We start from the raw sequence: 22195 nt of genomic DNA on the forward strand, positions 1-22195 counted from the left end.
TTACTTAGAATCCCAGGTTAAGACCTACAGTCCATGAACGTGTTCTCGGATAGAAGCCTCTTGAGTCCACACCAGTAGTGAAACCGGTATCTTCCAGTTCAGGATCAAGACCATCGTAACCAGTAAACGTTAACAGGTTGCGGCCGGAGATGAACATCCTGAAATTGCGCACGTAAGCAGATTTCAGATTGAAGTTATATCCCAGTGTAAGGTTGTCCAGTTTTACGAAGTTTCCCTTTTCGATGTAGTAGTCCGAGTACTGTGGATCATCTTTCAGCTGGGCATGTTTCGTGAAGGCGCTGTTAAAGATGTTGTTCGGCAGATATTTCCTGTTACCAAAGAAGATCTCCTGCAGGTTCAGGATATCAAATCCGAACTTACCCCTGAACAACATGGTCAGATCAAAGTTCTTATAACGGAAAGTCTGGTTCAGACCAATGTTATACTTAGGCACACCATTACCGATGATAGTCCTGTCGTTCTCATTGATCTGTGATGCAGGCGCTTTGGAACCGTCAGCTTTGTAGAAAAGCCATTTACCATCTTCTGTGAATCCTGCAAAACGTTTGCCGTAGAAGTTACCTACCTGGCCACCTTCATCAAGACGGATAGCAGGCCCCATTGCTCCCGGATTTGGAATATCAGCAAAGGTCAGGTAGGTAGCTTTGTACAGCTCATTGGAAAGTTTGGACAACTTGTTGAATTGTGAGTTAGCAGTAAAGTCAACACTCCACTGGAAATCTTTGGTCATTACAGGTATACCACTGATCAGGATCTCCACGCCATGGTTCCTGATAGTACCTACGTTGGTGTACAAACCATCCCGGACGAAGGCCGGTTGTTGTGCAGCGTAGTTATATAACAGGTCGCGGGTTTCACGGGAATAGATATCCAGCGCACCACTCAGGCGGCGGTTTAACAGTTCATAGTCCAGACCGAAGTTCCATTCCAGTTTTTTCTCCCAGCGTAAGTTAGGGTTCGGGTTGCGTGACGCTCCATAGGTCTGATAGTAAATACCATTCTGCGGATATAAACCACCTGTACCCAATGTGATCAGAGAGCGGTAGTTAGGAATACCCTGGTTGCCCGTTACACCATAACCAACACGTAGTTTCAGGTTATTGATGAAAGTCAGGTCTTTCATGAAAGGCTCCTGACTGATAGTCCAACCCACAGAGGCAGCAGGGAAGCTACCCCATTTGTTATTGGCGCCAAAGCGGGAGGAACCTTCCCTGCGCAGGATCACCTGTGCGAAGTACCTGTTCTTATAAGCATAGTTCAAACGGCCAAAGAATGCGATAAGAGTATTATCTTCCTTGAAGCTGCCCATGCCAGGCCTTGACAAAGCGGTATTGGTAATAGCACTACCTGCGCCAATGTTCCAGTCAAGGAATGCATCGGTAGTAAAACCATTGTTATTCATATTAAACCGTTCCAGTGTGCTATACTGGTAGCTATACCCTGCTACCGCAGTAATGTTATGAGCACCCCAGCTATGGTCATAGTTGATGGTAGGGTCCAGTGTTTTTGTCCAGGTCAGGATATTCTCTTTGCTTGCATACCCCATTCCCTGCCAGGAAGTGCCGGGACGCTGTTCCCAGTCATACATCGAGCGGTAATAACGGTCATTGTAATTATCACGCAGATAGGAACCGAACAATGATGCAGAGATATCCCTGGTAATAGCCAGGCTCAATCTGGCATCGCCGGAGAATGTCTGCTGATCACGCTGACTGAGCCTGTTATGCAGGCGGCCTACCGGGTTGAAAGACTCCTGGATCTCATAGAAACTACCATCAGCCTTATGAACCGGTGCCGTAGGATTCCAGGCAACAGCCTGTTCAAAATCGCCTGCACCACCACCCAGCAGGTTAGCCTTGTTAAAGTTGGCCACCATATTTACCTGCATGGTCAGCTTATTGTTCAAACCCTTCTGGTTGATGTTCAAACGGGCGCCGGCCTGTTTTCTGCCGTTTTCCTTTGCAATACCCTGGAAATCGTTGTAGTAAAGAGAAGCCCTGTAGTTTGAGCGCTCGCTTCCTCCCAATGCAGAGAAGTTATGGTACTGACTCAGGTTCTCCTTATTCATGATCTCATCATACATATTGGTAGAACCACCCAGATCAGACTGCGGAGAGATTACCCCTTCCGCGATCTTCTGGCGGAACTCAGCGGCTGTGAGAAAATCAGGTTTCTTGTCGGTATAGTCTCGCTGGAAGTAAGTATTATACTCATAACGGGGTTCTCCGGCACTGCCTTTCTTTGTGGTGATCAGAATCACGCCCGCATTACCCCTCGTACCATAAATAGCGGCAGCAGAACCATCTTTCAGTATGTTGAACGACTCTATATCGTCCTGCTGCAACAGGTCCAGGTTACCACCGGGAATACCATCTATAACGATCAGGGGCGTCGTTGTACCCGTCAATGAGGTCACCCCCCTCAACTGGATAGAAGCGCCCGCATTCGGGTTATTTCCCTGTGTTTTCGTGATGTTCAGACCGGCCACCTTACCCTGGATCAGTTCCATGGTAGACCTGATACCTCCACGGTTAAAGTTATCAGCCCTGACGGTTGACACGGCAGAAGTCACTTCCCCTCTTTTCTGGGTACCATAACCCACTACCACCACTTCATTCAGGGAGCCCATATCTGCCTTCATCTTTACGTTCAACAGCGCAGGCGCATCCAGTTTTACAACAATGCCCTGGATACGTTGTGTTTTATAGGAAATGAAGGATACTTCAATACTATAAACACCAGGCTCCAGCGATAGAGAGAAATTTCCTTCCGCATCGCTGATAGCATGACCAGTACCGCCCACCACTTTTACGGTGGCTCCCGGTAGAGCAATGCCCTGTTCGTCGGTTACCTTACCTTGTATCTTACCTTGTTGCTGTTTTACGGCAGACCGCTTTACAGTGTTGATGACAATAACGCCATTGACTTCCTTAAAGGAAAGATCTTTCTCATCGAATAATAGCGTCAGTACGCCGTCCAGCCGCTGGTTATGAAAACTATGATCCTCAGTTTTATATTGCTGCAGCATTTCCTGGTCGTACGCAAAGTTCAGGTCCAGCTGAAGCTCCATCTGCTTCAGCGCTTTTTCCAGTGATCCCTTTCGGATACTCACTGAGACCCTTTTACTCAGTTCCTGGCCGCTTCCGGTATTGGCAGAAAGCATCAGGGAACTGGTCAACAGTATGCTTATGGAAAGAAATGTTAATCTCATTGCTGTTATGATAAAATCTTTCTTCTTGTTACTTAACTGTCCCGTTTTTTTCATACATTGTATTGCTTTTTAATTTGAGAAAAATAATTAGCGAAGCCGTTTGCAGCGGCTGTTTCAGAAGGCTTTGTTGCACCAAAGCCTTCTTTTTTTGGGTGTGTTAATGGTATAGTTCGATAGTGTCCCTCCTTTGCCTGGTTTTAAGTTGATGAATGGATGCAATGATTTCTGTCGCCTTTACTGCAGACAAGGATAAAGGAAGGCTTGCAGTGAACTTCTTTTTCCGCACGGCTGCATTGTCAGTCGAAAGAGCTATTCCATAATTCTTCTCCATAAGTAAAGCCATGTCATCAAAGGATGCATTTTTGATGATCAGTTTTCCGTTCTTCCATGCCGCTACATCTTCTGTAAAATGTTCAATATCGTAGGTAGCATTCTGCTGATTGAATACCAGTTTTTGCTGTTGCTCCAGGATACCCAGTGCATGCCCCTCATCTGATACCTGCACTTTTCCCTGCACAACGGAAACAGCAATGTTCTCCATTTCTCTATAGGCCCTGATATTAAAAGAGGTACCCAATACCTGCGTAGTCACCTTTCCTGACCGTATCATAAAAGGATGAGCAGGATCATGCTGTACATCAAAAAATGCCTCCCCGTCCGTTAGGTCCACTCTTCGGCTGACACTAAAATCCAGGTAAACCCGTATATGTGTTGCGCTATTCATGGCGATCACGCTTCCGTCGTCCAGCCTGAGTTGTTTTCTTTCACCGGTGCGGGTATAGTAATCCATAAAAGTCTGCTCCGCAGATGCTATATCCTTCTTTACAGCGCTATTGTTACGCTTAAAATAAATGATGCCGGCAAATAGAAGCACGGCGATACTGGCTGCGACACCAGTATACAGATACAATCTGCGTGGGTGGCGCTGTTGTGCAGACAACAAAGGTTCAATGCGCTGCCACATATCTTCTTCCAGTCTCTTTTCTTCTATTGCTGAAAGCTGTATTGGCTCCCGTTTTTCAAGTCTGTCATACCAGCCTTCAATCTGTATGCGTTCTTCAGTATCTGCCTTATCAGCAAGATATTTCCTGAACAGGCGTTTTATTTTTATGTATTTCATATCACTCTATATCTCCTTATCAGAGAAATAGCATTTCATACCGGTCCGGTATGTTAACTGTATATTAAGAAAAGGGATCAAATTGAAAACCTGGAGAAAGATCGCATAGATCAGCCCCGCCCAGGGCGGACGGCATGGTTGTAGCGCCCCGATGTCAACCTGGAAATAATGCAGCAGGGAAGGTAAAGGGTATACGCAAGCCCTGGTTATATTTTGTAACCGTTATAAACGGGTATGACATAATAAATTAAAAGCCGTTGAACAGGTCTATCATGAGTAAGGAGCATATCACCAGGTCGCTCTGATGATGATTGCGTAAGATGGCGCGTAATCTTTTCATGGCCAGGGATAACTGGTTCCTGACCGTCTGTTCTGAAAGGTTTAGCTGAGTGGCGATATCCGTAACAGACAGGTCTTGTTCACGACTTAGATGGTAGATTTGCTGCATACGTTCAGGCATGCGGTCTACCTCACCATCTATCAGGTCTTTCATTTTCCTTACATCAAAGGAGGATTCAAAAGAAGAATATACCGGCTGATCAAACCATTCCGGTATCTGTACGGTGGAGCTGCTGAATGCGTAATAGGATATAATGCGGTATCTGAGGGCAGTATAGAGGTAGCGGCTCAGGTCATCTTCAGTATTGACGGTAATCTCCTTCTTCCTTCTCCAGAGGGACAGCATCACATCCTGCACAATATCCTTCGCCTCATCAGGGTCAACACGTTTGCAGGCGCTGATATAGAGTTTTTTCCAATAATGCTGGTATAAAACTTTAAATGCAGCACTATCCTCTGCTTTGGCTGCAGAGAAAAGTGCAAAATTATCTTCAATGTCTGGTAACCTCATTTCAGGAGGTAAAATTAGAAATCTCCGCTCTCGATCCACATTAATAAATTATTAACCGGGAGAAACGGTTTGTAAAAAGTGGACAGTACATGGAAGATCAAAATCCTACGTCCGGAAAGGTGGCATCCCTAAACATTGATAAACTTCAATAAATTTTTCTTCGCTGCGGCGTAAAATATTTATTTTTACGCCACAAATGAAGCAACCAGAACTATCCCGGCGCATTAGTCTGTTACAGGCTACTGCAATTAATATGACAGATATGGTGGGCATAGGCCCATTTATAGTATTGAGCGTAGTGGCTGAAACCATGCACGGTCCGGGCTTCCTGTATGCCTGGATAGCAGGGGCCGTGCTGTCGTTCATAGACGCTATGGTATGGAGTGAATTAGGTGCAACCTTCCCGAAAGCAGGCGGCAGTTATAACTTCCTGAAAGAAGGCTTCGGCCCAAAAACGGGAAAGCTCATGAGTTTCCTCTTCGTATGGCAGACCATGATCCAGGCGCCGCTTGTCATAGCCTCTGCGGCTATCGGTTTCGCACAATATGCCGGGTATATCTTCCCCTTAGGTTTCTGGGGCACAAAGGCCGTAAGCGGTGGGATGGTAATACTGATCGTTTTCCTGCTTTACCGTAAGATCGAGACCATTGGTAAGATCAGTGTATTCTTGTGGATAGGCGTACTGGTTACCATGGCATGGATCATTAGCGGAGGTATTGCACATGGCCGTTTCTTCGAACCTGTTAAACAGATCAACGACGGGCTGCAACTCAATTATACATTTGCCGCTGCACTGGGTTTTGCCAGCGTGAAGACTGTTTACAGTTATCTTGGCTATTATAATGTCTGTCACCTGGGCGGAGAGATCACGCAACCGGAAAAAAATATTCCCCGCAGTATGCTCATCTCTATTACAGGTATAACAGTGTTGTACCTGTGTATGAATATCAGCGTAGCCTCCGTATTACCGTTTGACAGGGTGGCACATAGTCCCTTCGTGGTGAGTGAGTTCATCGAAGTACTCGGAGGACCTACTGCAGCCAAAGTAGCTACAATACTGATCCTCTGGGTAGCCTTCGCCTCTGTGTTCTCTGCAACACTGGGTTACAGCCGTATTCCTTATGCAGCTGCGCAGGATGGCGCTTTTTTTAAAGTATTTGCACGTCTTCACCCTACCAAGAACTTTCCGTATGTATCCCTGCTTTTCTTAGGAGCTGTGGCCTTTATATTCAGCCTCTTGTTTAAGATCAAAGAAGTTATCAACGCTATCCTTGCCATGCGTATCATGATACAATTCATTGCCCAGGCAGTAGGCTTGATATTACTCAGCAGAAGGCAGGGAAGAGATTTCTTTAAATGGCATATGCCATTATATCCCCTGCCCGTGATCCTGGCCATCCTGATCTGGATAGGCATCTTTATCTCCACCGGCCTGCATATGATGCTGGCGGGTCTCACGGTAACAGTAGCGGGCATTATTGTTTACATCGTTAAGTCGAGGCTGCAGAAGAATATGTTATAGTACTAGTACTCCTTCGGGTACTGCACTTAGTCGGACTGCTTCCATATTGGAGGAAATTTTACTTCCGGTCAACTTATTCCTTAAATTGATTACTTTTATACAGCTATAGGATTACGTCAACCAACGAAGACCAGCATGAAAGCAGTAAAAACAGCCATCACTGCTTCCCATACAGTATCTCCCCAGGAAGAACTTTGGAGCAGCTTCCGGCAAGGCAGCCGGGATGCCTTTGCCCGCATCTACCAGGAACATGTGGACAACCTCTACCATTACGGCGTCCACCTTTGTGGTGACGGTGAACTGGTCAGGGACTGCCTGCAGGAGCTCTTTCATGACCTCTGGCAAAGCAGGGAACACCTGGCAGATCAACCCCTAAATATCCGTTATTACCTGCTCAGTAGCCTGCGCCGCCGCCTTTTACGTACCCTGGAAAGGGATCGCCGCTATAGGGCAGCAACAACAGAGATCCCCTTTGATTTTGAACTGATCCCCAGCCGCGAACAGGCTATCATACAGAATGAAAAGCAGCAGGAACAGGTCGGACAACTGCATTCCGCCCTCAATGCCCTGCCCGCCAAACAACGTGAGGCCATTTATCTCCGCTTCTTTCACGAGCTCTCCTACCAGGAAGTAGCAGATATGATGTCCATGAAGGTCGACTCCGTCTACAATATCATCTCTAAGGCCATTGGTGTGCTCAGGAAGACACTGCCTCCTGCTGTATTACTGCTTTTACTGCAACCGGGCAAATAGGTCTTGGCACCTCTGAAAATAAATTTCAAAAAAAGTTCCCCGAAAGTGATGAGATTTCTGCCGCCCCCGTCTCTTTATATAAAAGCGATCATTTGCAGCAGTACCATTTATATACCGCCCGTGACTTTGCCCTGGATGAAAATTTCCAGGAGTGGGTGCTGCGGCCGGATGTAAAGAATACCTACTACTGGGACACCTGGCTGAAACTACATCCCGAAAAAAAAGAAGCGGTGGACACCGCCATTCAACTGGTGAAATCCATTCACTTCCGGGATTACCAGATGACCACTGCACAGAAAGAAGAGCTATGGGACAATATATGGGAAGGTATTGCCGCGGATGATGTAGCAGGATTATCCCCCGCTCCTACTCCTGCGGCCAGCCGCTTCAGGATCTTTTCCTGGAAATATGCTGCTGCTGTTCTACTGTTCATTGTTCTGGGCATACTCTGGCTGTTCATGAGAACGCCACCATTCCATGCCGTTACTGCCAGTGTGGCCACACAGCCCGGACAAACCAAAAGGCTGTTATTGCCGGACAGCTCTGAAGTGTTATTGAATGCCAGTTCCCGCCTGCTCTACACCCAGAAGGAACCACTTGTACGGGAAGTGTGGCTGGATGGCGAAGCATGGTTCCACGTAAGGCACAAAGAAGATAACAGGAGTTTTATTGTACACACATATGATCATCTCTCAGTAGAAGTACTGGGTACACAATTCAATGTAAACAACTTTGGAAATAAGATAGCAGTCGTATTACAGGAAGGAAGTATCAAACTAAATATCACGGAGCAACAGGGACAACATATTGCACAACTATACCTCAGGCCGGGAGAAATGCTTCGTTATGACAAAACAGACGGTGAATATTCCAAAAGCAGAACTGACGCTGAAAAAGTAACTGCCTGGACACGTGGACAATTAGTAATGGATGAATACACTGTTGCCGATGCTATACAATTCATGCAGCAGGTATTTGACAGGCATGTTACTGTAAAAGATCCCAAAGTGCTGCGGTACAGTGTTTCCGGATCCATGCCGATCATTTATAATGCAGACACGATGTTGATGCAGTTTGAAAAGGCCTTCAATGTACGCTTTAACAAACGCGATGATACAAACCACGTAAGGGAAAACTGATACCCGGATTTTTTATTAACCAAAATTAAATCGCACATGAAAAAACGTTTACGTGTGCTGCTGATGCATGCCCTTGTGTCAGGCGCCCTATGCTCCCACGCGCTGGCCCATAGTCCAGACGTCACAACGGCCCTGCATTTGACGAAACAGCAGGATAACATATCCATCAGGCAGTTATTCCGGCAAACGGAAATAAAATTCGGCGTTTCCATTGCCTATAAAAGTGAACTGGTCACAGATCAGAAAAACAGCGTGGATATTGCCTCCTGTAAATCGCCCGAAGAGGCGCTCGAAAAAACACTGGCCCCTTTCAATCTCTCCTTTGAAAAAGTACGCGACAAATTTTATCTCATAAAAGCAAAGGAGACAGCGCCGGTCACCATCAGCATGACCGCACAACGCCCGGTGCGCGGAAAGGTCACTGATGTAAAAGGCGCAGCATTGCCCGGCGTGACCATTCGCGTAAAAGGTGCAAACACTGGCGCTGTAACAGCAGCCGATGGTACTTATACAGTCAACGTCCCCGGTACAGGCAATGACATCCTCGAAGTAACATTCGTCGGCTATCAGTCGCAGGAGATCCCTGTCGGCACAAAATCTGAGATCAATATCACACTATCAGAAAATACCAGCACGCTCAACGAAGTGATCGTAACCGGTTATACCGCACAACGTAAAAAAGACCTCACCGGCGCTGTTACCGTTATAGATATCGGCGAGATGGTCAAACAACCTTCCGGCCAGGTAACCAGTCAATTACAGGGACAGGCTTCCGGTGTGACTGTCATCGGTTCAGGACAACCAGGTGAAGAACCTGTTGTACGCATCCGCGGTGTGAATACGTTCGATAACAACACGCCACTGTATGTAGTAGATGGAGTGCCTACACAAAGTATCAATGACCTCAATCCCAATGACGTGGCCTCCATGCAGGTACTGAAAGATGCAGGTGCTGCCTCCATCTATGGTTCACGTGCTTCCAATGGCGTTATCATTATTACCACCAAAAAAGGCAGTGGCAAGGTGAAGATCAGGTACGACGCCTATTATGGCCGTCAGTATCCTAAAGGCGGTAATGTATGGAATACTCTCAACTCTCAGGAAATGGCCAACCTGCGCTGGTTGCGTTATAAGAACACCGGTATGCCACTGAGTGATACACTGTATGGCAACGGTGCTACTCCTGTGTTACCGGATTACATACAGCCTGTAGGATTGAAGGAAGGCGACCCACGTGTGAATCCAGACCTCTATTATGTCAATCCCAATTACACAGACCAGGACGACTACAACAGTTTTTACTATATCACAAAGGCGAATAAAGCAGGTACTGACTGGTTCCACGAGATTTTCAATCCTGCGTCCATGACCAGCCACAATCTATCTGTGAGCGGTGGTACTGACAAGGGCAGTTACCTGTTCTCGCTGAACTATTTCAATCAGCAGGGTACACTGATGAACACTTATCTGAAAAGATATATCATCCGTTCCAACAGCCAGTTCAGTATCAGTAAAAATATCAGGATCGGGGAGAACCTTTCATTCTCTGTTACAGACAATCCCACCGTAGACCTGCTCACTTCCAGTGGTGCTGTGGGCATGGCTCTACGTGAACAACCCATCATCCCTGTATATGATATCAAGGGGAATTTCGGAGGCTCCAACGGATTAGGTCTGGGCGATGCCATGAACCCTGTTGCCATGCAATACCGCACCAGGAACGACCGCGGACAGGTGAACAGGGTATTCGGAAATATCTATGCAGATATCGACTTCCTTCGTCACTTCACTTTCCACACCAGCTTTGGCGGTGAAGTGAACTCCGGATGGCGGCACAACTTCACGTATCCGCAATATGAGAATAAAGAAAACGCAGGTGTGAACTCCTATACAGAATCCAGCAACTTCGAACATAACTGGACATGGACCAACACACTGAATTATCATAATAGCTTTAACGCCGTACATAACCTCAACGTACTGGTAGGCACGGAAGCTTATGACGAACGCTCACGTCAGCAGGCAGGCACTACCCAGGACTTCTTCGTTTTTGATCCTGATTATGTAGATAATGGTACTGGTTCCGGCGGACAGGTCATCACAGCTACCCGTTATTCCGCAGGTCTGTTGTCTCTTATCGGTAGAGTCGATTATAGTTTTAAGGATAAATATTTATTGAGTGGTACCTTACGCCGTGATGGTTCTTCCAAGTTTGGTGTTAACAATCGTTACGGTCTCTTCCCGGCAGCCAGCGCAGGATGGCGTATCTCGCAGGAGCCTTTTATGAAAGGCATTCACTGGCTGACAGACCTGAAGATCCGCGGAGGATGGGGTATCATGGGTAATCAGCTAAGTCTTACTCCCCGTAATGCATTTACACTTTATGGTGGTAACAAGAACACTTCCTTCTATGACCTCTTAGGAACAAACAATAGTATTGTACTGGGCTTCCAGCAGGTGCAGATCGGCAATCCGGATGCGAAGTGGGAAAGCGATATCAACACCAACATTGGTATAGACGCTACCCTCTTTGGTGGAAAGCTGGAGATCTCTGCGGATTATTACCAGAAAAATATCAAAGATCTGCTCTATAACAGTGAGTTGCCGGGCACTTATGGTACGGCGCCAGCCCCTTACTCGAATGTGGCAAACATGAAGAACAAAGGTGTGGACCTCACAATTTCCAGTCATACGGATATTAGCAAAGACCTGAAATTTGATGCCACCGTTACCTTTACCACCTTCAAGAACAGGATCGTGAAAATAGCGCAGGGCGTTGATTACTTTGACAGTCAACCCCGCAACTTTGCTGAAAACATCATCCGCAATGCAGTAGGACAGCCTATTTCCAGCTTCTATGGTTATAAGATCAATGGTTTTTGGAACAGTCAGAGTGAAATAGACAAAGCCGATCAGTCAGCACAGTCAGCTACGGGCGATCCTTCAGCCAGCTTCCAGGAAGATGCAGCACCCGGCCGCTTCAGGTATACAGACCTCAACAAAGACGGTGTGATCAATGCGGACGACCGTACTTTCCTCGGTAATCCAAATCCTAAGGTATCCTACGGTATTAACCTGGGACTGACCTACAAACAGTTTGACTTCAGCGTATTCTTTTTCGGCGTACATGGCAATGAGATCTGGAATCAGGTGAAATGGTGGACAGACTTCTCGTCTTCCTTCGATGGCGCCAAGAGCAAAACGGCGCTGTATGATTCCTGGCTACCTGACCGTATGAATGCCAAAGCGCCCATACAGGAAGGCGAAGGTTCTTTCAGCACCAATGCTGTTCCTAACTCTTACTACGTAGAAAACGGTGCTTATCTGCGCTGCAAGAACATGCAACTGGGATATACCTTTCCTCAGCAACTGGGCGGCAGACTGCACATAGAAAGGTTACGCATTTATATTCAGGCGGCTAACCTGTTCACTATTACAAAGTACTCAGGTATTGATCCGGAAATAGGCGGTAGTGATGTAAGGAGCTTCGGTATTGATGAAGGCACCTATCCCAGTCAACGTCAATTCCTGGCAGGTCTTAATCTTACGTTCTGATGTTAAACTTGAAAACCATGAAACTGAATAAACATATAGCGATACTTTTCATAACAGGTGTGGGCATATGTGCTCCTTCCTGTAGCAAATTCCTGGACAGGGTGCCGCCTTCCTCTTTAAAGGAAGAGCTGATAGCAAATAAGAAAGGCGTCAATGCTTTACTGGTGGGTGCTTATGGCGCACTGGACGGCCAGGACTTCACCGATGGCGATATGACCAACCTCTCAGGAGGCGCCGGCTATGCTGTATCACCAGACAACTGGATCTATGGTAGTGTATGTGGTGGTGATGCCCACAAAGGCAGCGACCATTTCGACTCCCCTCCCACCCTGGATCTCGCCCGCTTCAGTGCAGGTGCTACCAACAGCTTCCTGAATGATAAATGGCGGGTAGACTATGAAGGTGTGACCCGTTGCAACTCTGTGCTGAAAATACTACCGCAGGTCTCAGACATGACGGAAGCAGAAAAGACAGAAGTAGCGGCAGAAGCACATTTCCTGCGCGGGCATTATTATTCCGATCTGAAGAAGATGTTCAACATGGTGCCATGGATAGATGAAACTACCACCGACATGAAGACACCCAATGACAAGGACATCTGGCCCCAGATAGAAGCTGATTTCAAATTTGCCATGGATAACCTGGCGCTCACCCAAACCGAAGTAGGCAGACCAAATAAATGGGCAGCCGCCTGTTACCTGGCCAAGACATACATGTTTGAGCACAAATACACAGACGCCAAACCGCTGTTTGACCAGATCACCACACAGGGTATCACTTCCAAGGGTGATCATTATGCACTAAGAGACCGTTTTGAAGACAACTTCGACGCCGCTACAGAAAACACTTCTGAGTCTGTGTTCGCGATACAGTATAACGCCAATGACAACTCAGGTACTTCCGCCAATGCCAACCAGGGCGAGATGCTGAACTATCCGTATAACGGCCCTTTCAGCTGCTGCGGCTTCTTCCAGCCTACACAGGACCTGGTGAATTCTTATATCACCGATCCTCAGGGATTACCTTTCCTGGACAGCTACAACACACATAACGTAAGTACGGAAACAGTAGATCCCCGCCTGGACTGGACTGTGGGCCGTCAGGGTATTCCCTACCTTGACTGGGGCGTACATCCTGGCGATACCTGGATCAGGGAAGCTTCTACTGCAGGTCATTATTCTCCCAAGAAAAACGTCTACTGGCAGGCTACGCAGGACAAATATTACGATCCCCGCGGATGGGCACCAGGCAATGCCATCAACTACAACCTGATCCGCTATGCCGATGTATTGCTCCTCGCCGCAGAGTGTGAAGCACAATTACAAAACTTCGACGCCGCAGAAGCATACGTAAACATCGTACGGCAACGTGCAGCCCAACCGGCAAGCACTGTCTACAGGTATAAGAATAACAATGCCCCTATGGATGGCTTTTCTAACGTGCCTGCGGCCAGTTATAAGGTTGCTCCTTATCCGGCAGGCGCTTTTGCTTCCAAAGGTCAGGCATACGCCTTAAAAGCCGTTTATTTCGAACGTAAGCTGGAACTGGCTATGGAAGGCCACCGCTTCTTCGACCTGGTACGCTGGGGTGTGGCTGACCAGGTGCTGAATGCCTTCTTCGCTTTTGAAGGTGCGCTTACTTTGGATATACAGGGGGCCAGTTTTGCGAAGGGCACAAATGAATACTTTGCTATTCCTCAGCGGCAGATTGATCTTTCAATGAATGGAAGCACACGCACGCTGAAACAGAATAACGGATACCACTGACAGGATATGGTTGGCGAGTACTCTCTCTTTTTACAATTTGAAAAAGGCTTTCAGGCGTATGCCTGGAAGCCTTTTGTTTCAAAAACAGCATCTATTGCTATCTCACGTTCCCTTCTTCGTCGAAATAAAAAATCTATGCTCCTGATCAAGGAAAACAACATAAAAAACATTCCCGATCATATGCCCCGCTAAACGGCCTTTTTGGCCTTTTATATTCGTAATAACGGCCCACTGAATGTCGTCATCCTGCAAATAAGTCGGAGGCTTAAAATCTGATTTATCAGGAAAGGCTCCGTAAACTTTAATAACTTGCTGTTGTTTTGCCTCGACTATATTCAGCTCACAAACATGCCGAAACTTTTCATACAGCGCTGATAAAGTTTTATTCGCCTCCCATTCAGAGAAAGATTGACCAGGAGGGATCTGATTGGGGTCAAAATCTTTAAAGCTTAATAATATCCTTGGTAAATCCTCCTTTACAGCGCGTTCCTGCCTCGTATTGCGTTTTCTATCATATCCATCCTTTTCTTGTTCTTTAAGTCTGCTTCTGGAAAAGCTACTCATTGACAAATTCATTTAAAAATTTATCAATATTGCCAAAGTAAGGTATAGCTCCATATTTTCCAATGAGATAATCTTTCTCAAACGAAGCATCATTTCTCACCGCTGTTAAATGATTTATTTTATACTCCACAAGAGAATATAGATCAGATGCTCCTTTATCATCTTTCTCAACAAACCAGATCTGGTCTCGTCTGAAAAGATCTTTCCTTAACAAATTCGTATCATGTGAGGCAAACACAAGTTGTGCATTTTTCTTATTCGCTTTTGAATGGAATAATTTCAGCAGTTCAATTGTCAATAGCGTATGTAGCTTCGAATCAAGTTCATCGATAATGATCACTTTCCCATTTTCCAACGCATCAAACCATGGCCCTAAAAGCCCGAAAAGCTTCTGATTTCCATGTGACTCCAGGCCAAAATCCAGCGGTTGTAAACCGGTATAAGTATCTGTGTTATCGAATTTCTTGTAAAATAAATTGATCTCTACGCCTCTGCGGCTATCAAATTTTTTAAACTTTTCCCGTAGTGCTGACAAACTACTAACTAAGTCGTCCCATTCCGGGTCTTGTAGCTTTCGACTATTTAATCTGGCAGTAAGCCGGTCAATCTTATCAATGTCAATTTCTTCAATTTCGATCTTTTCTATGCCGGAATTTATTAAGCCAAGGAAGGCCATCACCTGGCTTTTAAAATGTTCTTCCTCAATAAATCTCGAAACCGTATAATCTGTCATATTATCCGGCGTCGAAATGACATTAATCTGGGTACTGAAATAAGACTGTATTTTTTGGGATATCGCACCATTCAGCTGGGCAACAGTTGAAAGAAACAGGGCATTCTTCCTTGTATTGTTTTCAATACCTTTTCCCTCTTTGAAAGCACGGGTATTTACCTTAATTTCCTGATATGCTCTTGAAAATAAATTAGTTTCCTTTTTAGACTGGCCAACAGACATTTGAAAAAGCCACTCAGCATGAACATTTTTCTTATCAACTTCAAATCCGTACCTATACCTGACATCATCATAGATAAATATCATCTCGAATCCGGATGGTTTCAATTCGTTTTCACTATTAAACAGGAACGGATAAATTTCAATATCATCCTGAGCCTGACGAGCATTGGACGACGTTAGAATAAATGATTTAAAGAATCCAAATGCTGCTATGATATTACTCTTACCACTCCCATTAGCACCGTATATGACAGCACTTTTCAGAAATTTTGTTCTGCCTTCCAAATCCACGAACGTATTTGATAACTCCTGGTCTTGCCCCTCAAGCTCTTTTACCGCATTTGAACCGGCCATGCTAAATGTCGTCGGATTCTTAATGGACAGAAAATTATTAACAGCAAATTCAATTAACATTACCAGTATTTTTGAGTTTTTTTCACAAAAATACAGACAATAACGCAATATTTGGTTTTATAACAATGAATTTCTTACAAAAAAACAGCAGCCAACCTATCTAACTATTCCTCACTACCTCCCAAAACACAATCGCCCTTCTGTCCCTAAACCCTAATCGCTCATACACCTTCCTCGCCCGCTCATTATTCGTCAGAAAATGTAAATACAGCGCATTCCCTTTCTCCACATTCTTATTCACAATATGCGCCACCAGCTGTTGCGCATACCCTCTTCCTGTAAATGCCGGATGCGTACATACAGCACTCACTTCTACCAATCCTGTTATCTTCGTTCGTTCACCGGCGATAGCCACGAGCTGTCCTTCCTGATAAATTCCATAGTAAGTCCCAAGTAAAGGGGTATTCTTATAAAAGAATCCCGGCTGCACAAGATTTACAAGCGTCAGCATTTCTTCAATATTCTCCAGGGGAACTACATCCGGGCTGGCAACAGACGTCTCTTCATCGCATACCATCTGTATACAATCCAGCTGCCGTAGCAGTGTCCAGTTGGAAGGTAATACAGGCAATTCTCCAATCATGATCATTTTTTCTCCCACAGCTATCCAGGGTAATATTTCATTCAGATCAGCATGAAGAGGATCGGCACATCCCACGAATTGCAGGGTATCTGCAGGATACCGCTGAACACGTTCCGTTCCCTGTGCAAATGTTTTATGCGTTGTTTGTAAGGCGTGCCATACCGGGTTATCTAATGCAGCATAGTTATGCATGGTACAGATTAACGTTTGTTTTTGAGAATAAGACCTTATGCGGTGAAGAGTGACAGGAATGTTACATACTCCTCAAAGACCTCTTTGTTGATCTTATATTTTGTGTTACGGCCTTCTTTTTCGGCCAACAGCAGATCAGCGTCTACCAGTTGTTTGATGTGATGGGAAACAGTGGACTGCGCCAGGTCAAGCATATCGAGTATTAAAGTACATGGAGTCCAGTCCTGCTCTTTACGTATGGCTTCCACGATTTTTATACGATATGGGTCACCAAGTGCTTTGGAGATCTTTTCAATTCTTTTAATGTCTAATTTCTTATTCATCGATGCAAATTTATCGATTATGCCTCTGGGAAGACGTACTGATCATCTCCTGTAGTGTCATTAAAATGTCAAATATCGATGTATCTCTTAACAGTCTAAAAAGATATAATCATTTATTACACTATAAAAATCATTCTTCTATAAATTAGTACATAGTAAGGTATTCATACAGTCTCTGTAATGCTGCTACTATAGTGCTTTACCTGAGATAACCCATATATAACCCATATATAAGCCATATATGACCCATATATAACCCATATTTAAAAGGTATGGGTTATATATGGGTTATATATGGTTTGACTATAGTTTATAGATGAGTTACAGTAAAGAAAGCACAGGTATAAAACAGGTATAGGAGTACGACAAAGCCGTACTCCCATGCTGGTATTGAGCTATAAGATCTTGCTTATTTTGCGGCTGTAGTTGCCGGCGAGAGCAGCCTGCAATCGGTCATCCAGTTGGTAAGCAGCTGCGGCCATGCCCGGACAGACTGTAAATTGGAGCGGTAACCCATATTGAACGCATGGTTGCCATTGGCGAAAATATGCGCCTCTACAGGCACTTTTGCATGTCTATACCGCTCCAGGAGGCTGACGATAGGTGCAGAACAGCATTCATCATCATTAGAGGCGATCAGGAAGGCTTTAGGCGCATCTGCAGGTACTTTTTCAGGAATCCCCAGGGGACCGGGGTATACTAATATCTGGAAATCCGGCTTGCCGTTCAGACGGTCAATAGGATCCTTGGCCTTCGGATCTCCATATCCCGGACCGTATGCCACCTGGGCCACCACTTCTCCTCCGGCGGAAAAGCCCCAGATGCCCACCCGGTTCGTATCGATATTCCATTCCGACGCATGGCTGCGTACAAAACGCATCGCACGGTAGGCATCCTGCCTGATTTCCTTTTCCAGGGTATAAGGGGAGTTATCCTCCCGGAACAGGCGGTATTTCAGGATGATGGCCGCTACTCCTATACTGTTCAGGAAACGGGCAGGATCACGCCCTTCAGAATTGTAGACGAGCAGGCGGAAGCCTCCTCCCGGACAGATCACCACGGCAGCGCCGGTCGCTTTTTCTTTTGGAGGAAGATAGATCGTGACGGAGGGATTGTGAATATTCCTGACATAGTAATCTTTGGCCTCTTCCGGCTCGTTTTTCCGGTTTTCATACCCGGGTGCCCCATCGGGCCATAAATAGAAAGTTTTGGCGGTATCCTGGGCTATAATCGTGGAAAATGGCAATAGGAAGAATAGTGCCAGAAGAACATACCTGCGTTGCATAGACTAAGTAGTTTTACTTACAAGATATACTTTACCAGCCGGATAAATTAGTAAATTAGTAAGCGCAACTGTCTACACACTTTTTTCACCTCAAAAGTTACATCCAATGGCAAACTTCATCTTGCTGCCCGCCACCCAGACCCAGAGCAACGAAGATACCAACCCGAAAGTAAAAGACTTCCTCACTACAGTACTCGAACCCGCTGTTAAAAGAGAGTCCCTGAAACTGAATGCCAGGATGCCTGTCAAACAGGAGAAAAAGATCCCGGTAAAGGTGCTGGATTCCATACAGGAAAACGGCGCCAAACTGGTAGAACTGAGCGACAATGAGCTCGCGGATTTCCACTTCTCTTACCCGGGGTTCAGGATCATCAAAGAGAAGTTCTATAAAAAGGCTACCGTCTATCGCGAAGCAATAGAAAAAAAAGCGAAGAAAAGCCAGGTCAATAATAAGCTGCAGATCACTGTGACCGACAAAGAAGGAAATCCGCTCAAAGACATTTACATTGTAGCTTTTACTGATTTTGTAAACAGGCTGGGCGATTCCGGTACCACCACCGCCAAAGGCAAGGTAACACTCAACCTGAAGGGCAAACGCATACAGCGGATGTATGTTTATCCCGAACATAGTTACTGGGGATATTACCGCAGCAGCTTTACCGCTTCGGCTGTTCTCAATATCGCGCTGACATCAATTGACATCCATTACAAAGACGTGCTGCGACACTTTTATCCCACCGCCGGCTGGCCCTCAATACCTGCCAGCATCCGGGTGGCAGTGATCGATACAGGCGTTGGTCCGCATAAAGACCTGGTGGTATCCGGCGGGATGAATTGTGTAAAAGATGAAGATCCGAAAGATTACAAAGACAACGGCGAAGGGCACGGTACACACGTGGCAGGCATTATCGGGGCATCGGGAGGCATACATGGTGTGGCCGCAGGCGTGGAGATCTTTAGTTACCGGGTATTCCCCGTAGGAAAATCTGCCTCGAATTTCTATATTATGAAGGCCATCAACCAGGCTATCCTTGACAAATGTGATTTCATCAATATGAGCCTGGGAGAGGCTGAACAGGATGAAGGCATCATCAGTTATATCAAACAGGCTTATAGCGCCGGTATGCTTTGTTTTTGCGCCAATGGTAATGATGACCGTGATAAAGTGAGCTTCCCTGCCTCCTACAGTCTTTCTGTAGCAGTGTCGGCGATGGGCAGGAAGAAAACCTTCCCCTCCCGTACGGTACAAACTGCTATTATAAAAGCGCCTTATGGAAAGGACAAGGCCAATTTCATTGCAGACTTCTCCAACATCGGGCCGGAAACAGACCTGACAGCGCCGGGTGTAGGCATTATCTCCACTTTTCCGGACGACCGTTACGCCATCATGGATGGCACCAGTATGGCCTGTCCTGCGGCTACCGGAATGGCGGCCCGTTTATTATCTGCGGCCCCGGAAATACTGGCTATGCCACGTACCCAGGCCAGGGCGGATGAGATGCTGAAATATTTGTCGGTCAGGATCAAATCCCTGGGATTTAAGCCTACCTTTGAAGGGAAAGGTATGCTCTTAAGTGAGTAAACGATAGATATGAGCAACTATATTCTGCAATATATCGGGGATGGGACGCCTGATGTGCAACAGGTGCAGGAGATCATACATACCTGTAACCTACGTATTGTAGACGACAGTCTATCCCCCGGAACGATACTGCTGGAGCTGGCAGGAACCGATATAGCCAAAGTGCGGCCGGAGTTAGGGAAAGAATGGTCACTTACTCCTGAAAAGGAGTATCGCGTGCCTGATACCAGGCGAAAAATAAAGAAAGGATAATATCAGGTGGATGTATCTGTATCGTCCCAGTCTTGAACATTCATGAAGCGTCTCAGCCAGTTTAACGCCAGATGCCGCTCAAATGAAGCCGGTACGTGTACGTCTGCCCTGCTTTTCCCGCCACTGAACAAGGTATCCCTGAAATGAGTGGTGGTCAGTTCATAAAAAATATTCTCATCATAGATCTCTGCAGTATCCCTGAAGGTCAGTGTACTGAAAAAAGCTTCCAGCTCTTCACCTAGCGCCGGCAGCTGCTGGATCATGTTGTTGATCTGCGCTTCAGTAGCTTCTTCTCCCGGCATTGGTTTATCGTCTACCAATCCGAGCGCCCAGGCCAGTATATAAGCTGCTTCTATTTTCCAGGACAGGTCTAATATCTCGTCTTCCTTTGTCGTCCGGCTATTCAGGTATGCGGCCTCCTTTTCGCTGACATACGACCAGATATTCTCGTTCTTGAGCCATTTAACGATACCGTATTTTTTCGTCTCATCCTGTATTGTGTAGGCAATGGCTGTGAGGATCATCACTCTGCATCCCACTTCTCTTGGCGTGGCAAAATGTTCCTGATTAAAATTCAGGTATTCCGGATAAGTGATCTGATAATTGTTGATGCCATGTAGTGAGAGCCGTTCCTCAATTCTTGTAATTCGTGTTGCTAGCATTTATCTTTTAAACTTCTACTTTATTTATTCACAGGATTTTATGGCTATAAATATACAAATTATCCCAATATATACACTTTTATATAAAGCAATCACGTTTTTGTTTTAAAAATGACAGCAGGGTATGTTCTCCAACCCTGCTGCCACAACAGGCCAAACTACTTACATTTTTCCGACAGTATCTTTTTTCATTTTATCCATTTTCTTATCCATCTTCTTATCCATTTTGTGCATCTTGTCCATTTTGTGATGCATCCTGGAAGTGTCTTTCTTAGCTGGCTCCTGCGCCTGTACATTTAATGCCAGGAAACCCGTGATTACTGCAACAGTAAACCCTTTAGCAAATACTGATTTGAAGTTCATGATACATTGTGTTTTATGGATTAATTAATCTAACTCCTTTGTCGGTTGACGGCCCTGATCCTTACAAGTTCTTTCCATTTTTATTCAGCTTATCCTCAATTCTTTCCTGCAGGGATTTCTTGAACGCATCGTCAAGCTTTGTCCCGCGTTCCTGTGCATCATTAAAAAGGATTTTTACCATCCTGTTGATGGCAATACTCTGGCGGCGGAAGATCCTGCAAACGGAACAAAAGGCCAGGTGGATTCTTAACTCCACATGTTCACGCAATGTCAAACGCCCTATCTGTTTCCGCTCTATCAGGGAAGTGGCCTTTTTACAGTTATAGATAATATCTTTCAGCTGACTCATATCCAGTTCTTTTGCAGGCAGGCCCTGAGACTCAGTTTAGCGCGGTGAATAATGACCCAGAAGTTGGAAGGCGTTACTTTCAGTTCTGTACAGATGTTCTCCGTAGGAGCATCATCCATATGTTTCATGGTAAAGACTGACAGCCATAAGGCCGGCAGTTTCTGCATACATTGCTGCAGAATACGGGTAAACTCCTTTTTGTCTAACTGGCCAGGATCCTCTATTCCAAATACCCGCGGACTATGCACCGTCTTCCAGTGCCCGGTTACGTTGTCGAAGAAATCCTGCTCTTCTTCTCCGTCCAGGTGTGCTGTCATACCAGACAGTCCGGAAGACTTCTTCCTGTACACATCTACGATCTTATTCTTCAGGATAGCGGTCAGCCAGGTACGCTCTGAGCTCTTGCCCTCAAACCGGTCCAGCCGTTCCAGCGCTGCCAAAAAGGTTTCCTGTACCAGATCTCTGGCTTGTTCGTCGTCGTTCAGCCTTGTTACCGCATAGGTAAATAGATAATCTGCATACTTCGCTACCCACTGAAGCGGGTCAACGGCTATTGTATCCTTTAGCATCGATCCGTTGTTACTATTATTAGGAGTCATAAAAGATATCCCCATCGCCAGGCCTTTATTTTAAGGGTTAGTCGGTCTTTCAATCAAATCCTTACAAAATTTATTCATTTTCTGTAAGGATATAAAATCTTAACCGACTAAGGGGGTGAATTGTTGATTTATCAG

The 22195-nt window shown here is 45.7% G+C and carries 19 protein-coding genes; 7 read left to right on the forward strand and 12 right to left on the reverse strand.

From position 1 onward, the window contains the following. Positions 1-4: 4 nt before the first annotated feature. The 3 genes from F3I09_RS08320 to F3I09_RS08330 form a co-directional block, all read right to left on the reverse strand. Positions 5-3286: a SusC/RagA family TonB-linked outer membrane protein gene (locus F3I09_RS08320; protein ID WP_149694576.1), complete on the reverse strand. Its 3282-nt coding sequence runs from the start codon at positions 3284-3286 to the stop codon at positions 5-7. A gap of 103 nt (positions 3287-3389) precedes the next feature. Next, a complete protein-coding gene (locus F3I09_RS08325; RefSeq protein WP_149694577.1) occupies positions 3390-4352 on the reverse strand; it encodes a FecR family protein in 963 nt (320 codons plus the stop codon). A gap of 247 nt (positions 4353-4599) precedes the next feature. After that, entirely contained in the window at positions 4600-5202 is a 603-nt protein-coding gene (locus tag F3I09_RS08330; RefSeq protein ID WP_149694578.1) for a sigma-70 family RNA polymerase sigma factor, read from the reverse strand. A 196-nt stretch (positions 5203-5398) separates the two neighbouring features. Between F3I09_RS08330 and F3I09_RS08335 the strand changes: the two genes are divergently transcribed. The 5 genes from F3I09_RS08335 to F3I09_RS08355 all read left to right on the forward strand — a co-directional run bounded on the left by F3I09_RS08335 (position 5399) and on the right by F3I09_RS08355 (position 13937). Next, positions 5399-6724 carry an APC family permease gene (locus tag F3I09_RS08335; protein WP_149694579.1) on the forward strand — a complete coding sequence of 442 codons (1326 nt, stop codon included), beginning with the start codon at positions 5399-5401 and terminating at the stop codon, positions 6722-6724. A gap of 135 nt (positions 6725-6859) precedes the next feature. Further along, a complete protein-coding gene (locus F3I09_RS08340) occupies positions 6860-7477 on the forward strand; it encodes an RNA polymerase sigma factor (protein ID WP_149694580.1) in 618 nt (205 codons plus the stop codon). Between the two features lie 92 nt (positions 7478-7569). Beyond that, complete coding sequence (locus F3I09_RS08345; RefSeq protein ID WP_149694581.1) at positions 7570-8616, forward strand: FecR family protein; 1047 nt, start codon at positions 7570-7572, stop codon at positions 8614-8616. A 36-nt stretch (positions 8617-8652) separates the two neighbouring features. Further along, positions 8653-12171, forward strand: coding sequence for a TonB-dependent receptor (locus F3I09_RS08350; protein ID WP_149694582.1), 3519 nt, complete (start codon positions 8653-8655; stop codon positions 12169-12171). A 17-nt stretch (positions 12172-12188) separates the two neighbouring features. Beyond that, on the forward strand, positions 12189-13937 hold the full coding sequence (locus F3I09_RS08355; protein ID WP_223233176.1) for a RagB/SusD family nutrient uptake outer membrane protein: 1749 nt from the start codon (positions 12189-12191) through the stop codon (positions 13935-13937). A gap of 102 nt (positions 13938-14039) precedes the next feature. Here F3I09_RS08355 and F3I09_RS08360 read toward each other — a convergent pair whose 3' ends face one another. The 5 genes from F3I09_RS08360 to F3I09_RS08380 form a co-directional block, all read right to left on the reverse strand. Next, positions 14040-14501 carry a hypothetical protein gene (locus tag F3I09_RS08360; protein WP_149694584.1) on the reverse strand — a complete coding sequence of 154 codons (462 nt, stop codon included), beginning with the start codon at positions 14499-14501 and terminating at the stop codon, positions 14040-14042. Then, positions 14494-15870 carry an ATP/GTP-binding protein gene (locus F3I09_RS08365; RefSeq protein ID WP_149694585.1) on the reverse strand — a complete coding sequence of 459 codons (1377 nt, stop codon included), beginning with the start codon at positions 15868-15870 and terminating at the stop codon, positions 14494-14496. The genes F3I09_RS08360 and F3I09_RS08365 overlap by 8 nt, the downstream gene beginning before the upstream one ends. Positions 15871-15970: 100 nt before the next feature. After that, positions 15971-16645 (reverse strand): GNAT family N-acetyltransferase, encoded by a 675-nt coding sequence (locus F3I09_RS08370; protein WP_149694586.1) that lies wholly within the window; start codon positions 16643-16645, stop codon positions 15971-15973. A gap of 35 nt (positions 16646-16680) precedes the next feature. Beyond that, complete coding sequence (locus F3I09_RS08375; RefSeq protein ID WP_089833148.1) at positions 16681-16968, reverse strand: helix-turn-helix transcriptional regulator; 288 nt, start codon at positions 16966-16968, stop codon at positions 16681-16683. 409 nt (positions 16969-17377) lie between these two features. Continuing rightward, positions 17378-18253 carry an alpha/beta hydrolase gene (locus tag F3I09_RS08380; protein WP_149694587.1) on the reverse strand — a complete coding sequence of 292 codons (876 nt, stop codon included), beginning with the start codon at positions 18251-18253 and terminating at the stop codon, positions 17378-17380. Between the two features lie 106 nt (positions 18254-18359). Here F3I09_RS08380 and F3I09_RS08385 point away from each other — a divergent pair, with 106 nt between their 5' ends. Both F3I09_RS08385 and F3I09_RS08390 read left to right on the forward strand, forming a co-directional pair. After that, positions 18360-19835 carry a S8 family serine peptidase gene (locus tag F3I09_RS08385; protein WP_149694588.1) on the forward strand — a complete coding sequence of 492 codons (1476 nt, stop codon included), beginning with the start codon at positions 18360-18362 and terminating at the stop codon, positions 19833-19835. Between the two features lie 9 nt (positions 19836-19844). Further along, on the forward strand, positions 19845-20087 hold the full coding sequence (locus F3I09_RS08390) for a hypothetical protein (RefSeq protein WP_149694589.1): 243 nt from the start codon (positions 19845-19847) through the stop codon (positions 20085-20087). A gap of 2 nt (positions 20088-20089) precedes the next feature. On the opposite strand, the gene F3I09_RS08395 is transcribed toward F3I09_RS08390, so the two are convergent. The 4 genes from F3I09_RS08395 to F3I09_RS08410 all read right to left on the reverse strand — a co-directional run bounded on the left by F3I09_RS08395 (position 20090) and on the right by F3I09_RS08410 (position 22030). Then, entirely contained in the window at positions 20090-20749 is a 660-nt protein-coding gene (locus F3I09_RS08395; RefSeq protein WP_149694590.1) for a DUF4272 domain-containing protein, read from the reverse strand. Positions 20750-20911: 162 nt separating this feature from the next. After that, a complete protein-coding gene (locus F3I09_RS08400) occupies positions 20912-21112 on the reverse strand; it encodes a hypothetical protein (protein WP_149694591.1) in 201 nt (66 codons plus the stop codon). A 61-nt stretch (positions 21113-21173) separates the two neighbouring features. Continuing rightward, positions 21174-21461, reverse strand: coding sequence for a hypothetical protein (locus F3I09_RS08405; protein WP_149694592.1), 288 nt, complete (start codon positions 21459-21461; stop codon positions 21174-21176). Then, complete coding sequence (locus tag F3I09_RS08410; protein WP_149694593.1) at positions 21458-22030, reverse strand: sigma-70 family RNA polymerase sigma factor; 573 nt, start codon at positions 22028-22030, stop codon at positions 21458-21460. The genes F3I09_RS08405 and F3I09_RS08410 overlap by 4 nt, the downstream gene beginning before the upstream one ends. Positions 22031-22195 lie beyond the last annotated feature (165 nt).

The sequence above is a fragment of the Chitinophaga sp. CF418 genome, assembly GCF_900142925.1.
Taxonomy (GTDB): domain Bacteria; phylum Bacteroidota; class Bacteroidia; order Chitinophagales; family Chitinophagaceae; genus Chitinophaga.

Coding starts and splice junctions, on each gene's coding strand:
- F3I09_RS08395 (WP_149694590.1), bottom strand. CDS start 20,749: ATGCTAGCAACACGAATTACAAGAATTGAGGAACGGCTCTCACTACAT.
- F3I09_RS08370 (WP_149694586.1), bottom strand. CDS start 16,645: ATGCATAACTATGCTGCATTAGATAACCCGGTATGGCACGCCTTACAA.
- F3I09_RS08360 (WP_149694584.1), bottom strand. CDS start 14,501: ATGAGTAGCTTTTCCAGAAGCAGACTTAAAGAACAAGAAAAGGATGGA.
- F3I09_RS08340 (WP_149694580.1), top strand. CDS start 6,860: ATGAAAGCAGTAAAAACAGCCATCACTGCTTCCCATACAGTATCTCCC.
- F3I09_RS08385 (WP_149694588.1), top strand. CDS start 18,360: ATGGCAAACTTCATCTTGCTGCCCGCCACCCAGACCCAGAGCAACGAA.
- F3I09_RS08390 (WP_149694589.1), top strand. CDS start 19,845: ATGAGCAACTATATTCTGCAATATATCGGGGATGGGACGCCTGATGTG.
- F3I09_RS08335 (WP_149694579.1), top strand. CDS start 5,399: ATGAAGCAACCAGAACTATCCCGGCGCATTAGTCTGTTACAGGCTACT.
- F3I09_RS08320 (WP_149694576.1), bottom strand. CDS start 3,286: ATGAAAAAAACGGGACAGTTAAGTAACAAGAAGAAAGATTTTATCATA.
- F3I09_RS08355 (WP_223233176.1), top strand. CDS start 12,189: ATGAAACTGAATAAACATATAGCGATACTTTTCATAACAGGTGTGGGC.
- F3I09_RS08405 (WP_149694592.1), bottom strand. CDS start 21,461: ATGAGTCAGCTGAAAGATATTATCTATAACTGTAAAAAGGCCACTTCC.
- F3I09_RS08375 (WP_089833148.1), bottom strand. CDS start 16,968: ATGAATAAGAAATTAGACATTAAAAGAATTGAAAAGATCTCCAAAGCA.
- F3I09_RS08365 (WP_149694585.1), bottom strand. CDS start 15,870: ATGTTAATTGAATTTGCTGTTAATAATTTTCTGTCCATTAAGAATCCG.
- F3I09_RS08325 (WP_149694577.1), bottom strand. CDS start 4,352: ATGAAATACATAAAAATAAAACGCCTGTTCAGGAAATATCTTGCTGAT.
- F3I09_RS08380 (WP_149694587.1), bottom strand. CDS start 18,253: ATGCAACGCAGGTATGTTCTTCTGGCACTATTCTTCCTATTGCCATTT.
- F3I09_RS08400 (WP_149694591.1), bottom strand. CDS start 21,112: ATGAACTTCAAATCAGTATTTGCTAAAGGGTTTACTGTTGCAGTAATC.
- F3I09_RS08350 (WP_149694582.1), top strand. CDS start 8,653: ATGAAAAAACGTTTACGTGTGCTGCTGATGCATGCCCTTGTGTCAGGC.
- F3I09_RS08330 (WP_149694578.1), bottom strand. CDS start 5,202: ATGAGGTTACCAGACATTGAAGATAATTTTGCACTTTTCTCTGCAGCC.
- F3I09_RS08410 (WP_149694593.1), bottom strand. CDS start 22,030: ATGCTAAAGGATACAATAGCCGTTGACCCGCTTCAGTGGGTAGCGAAG.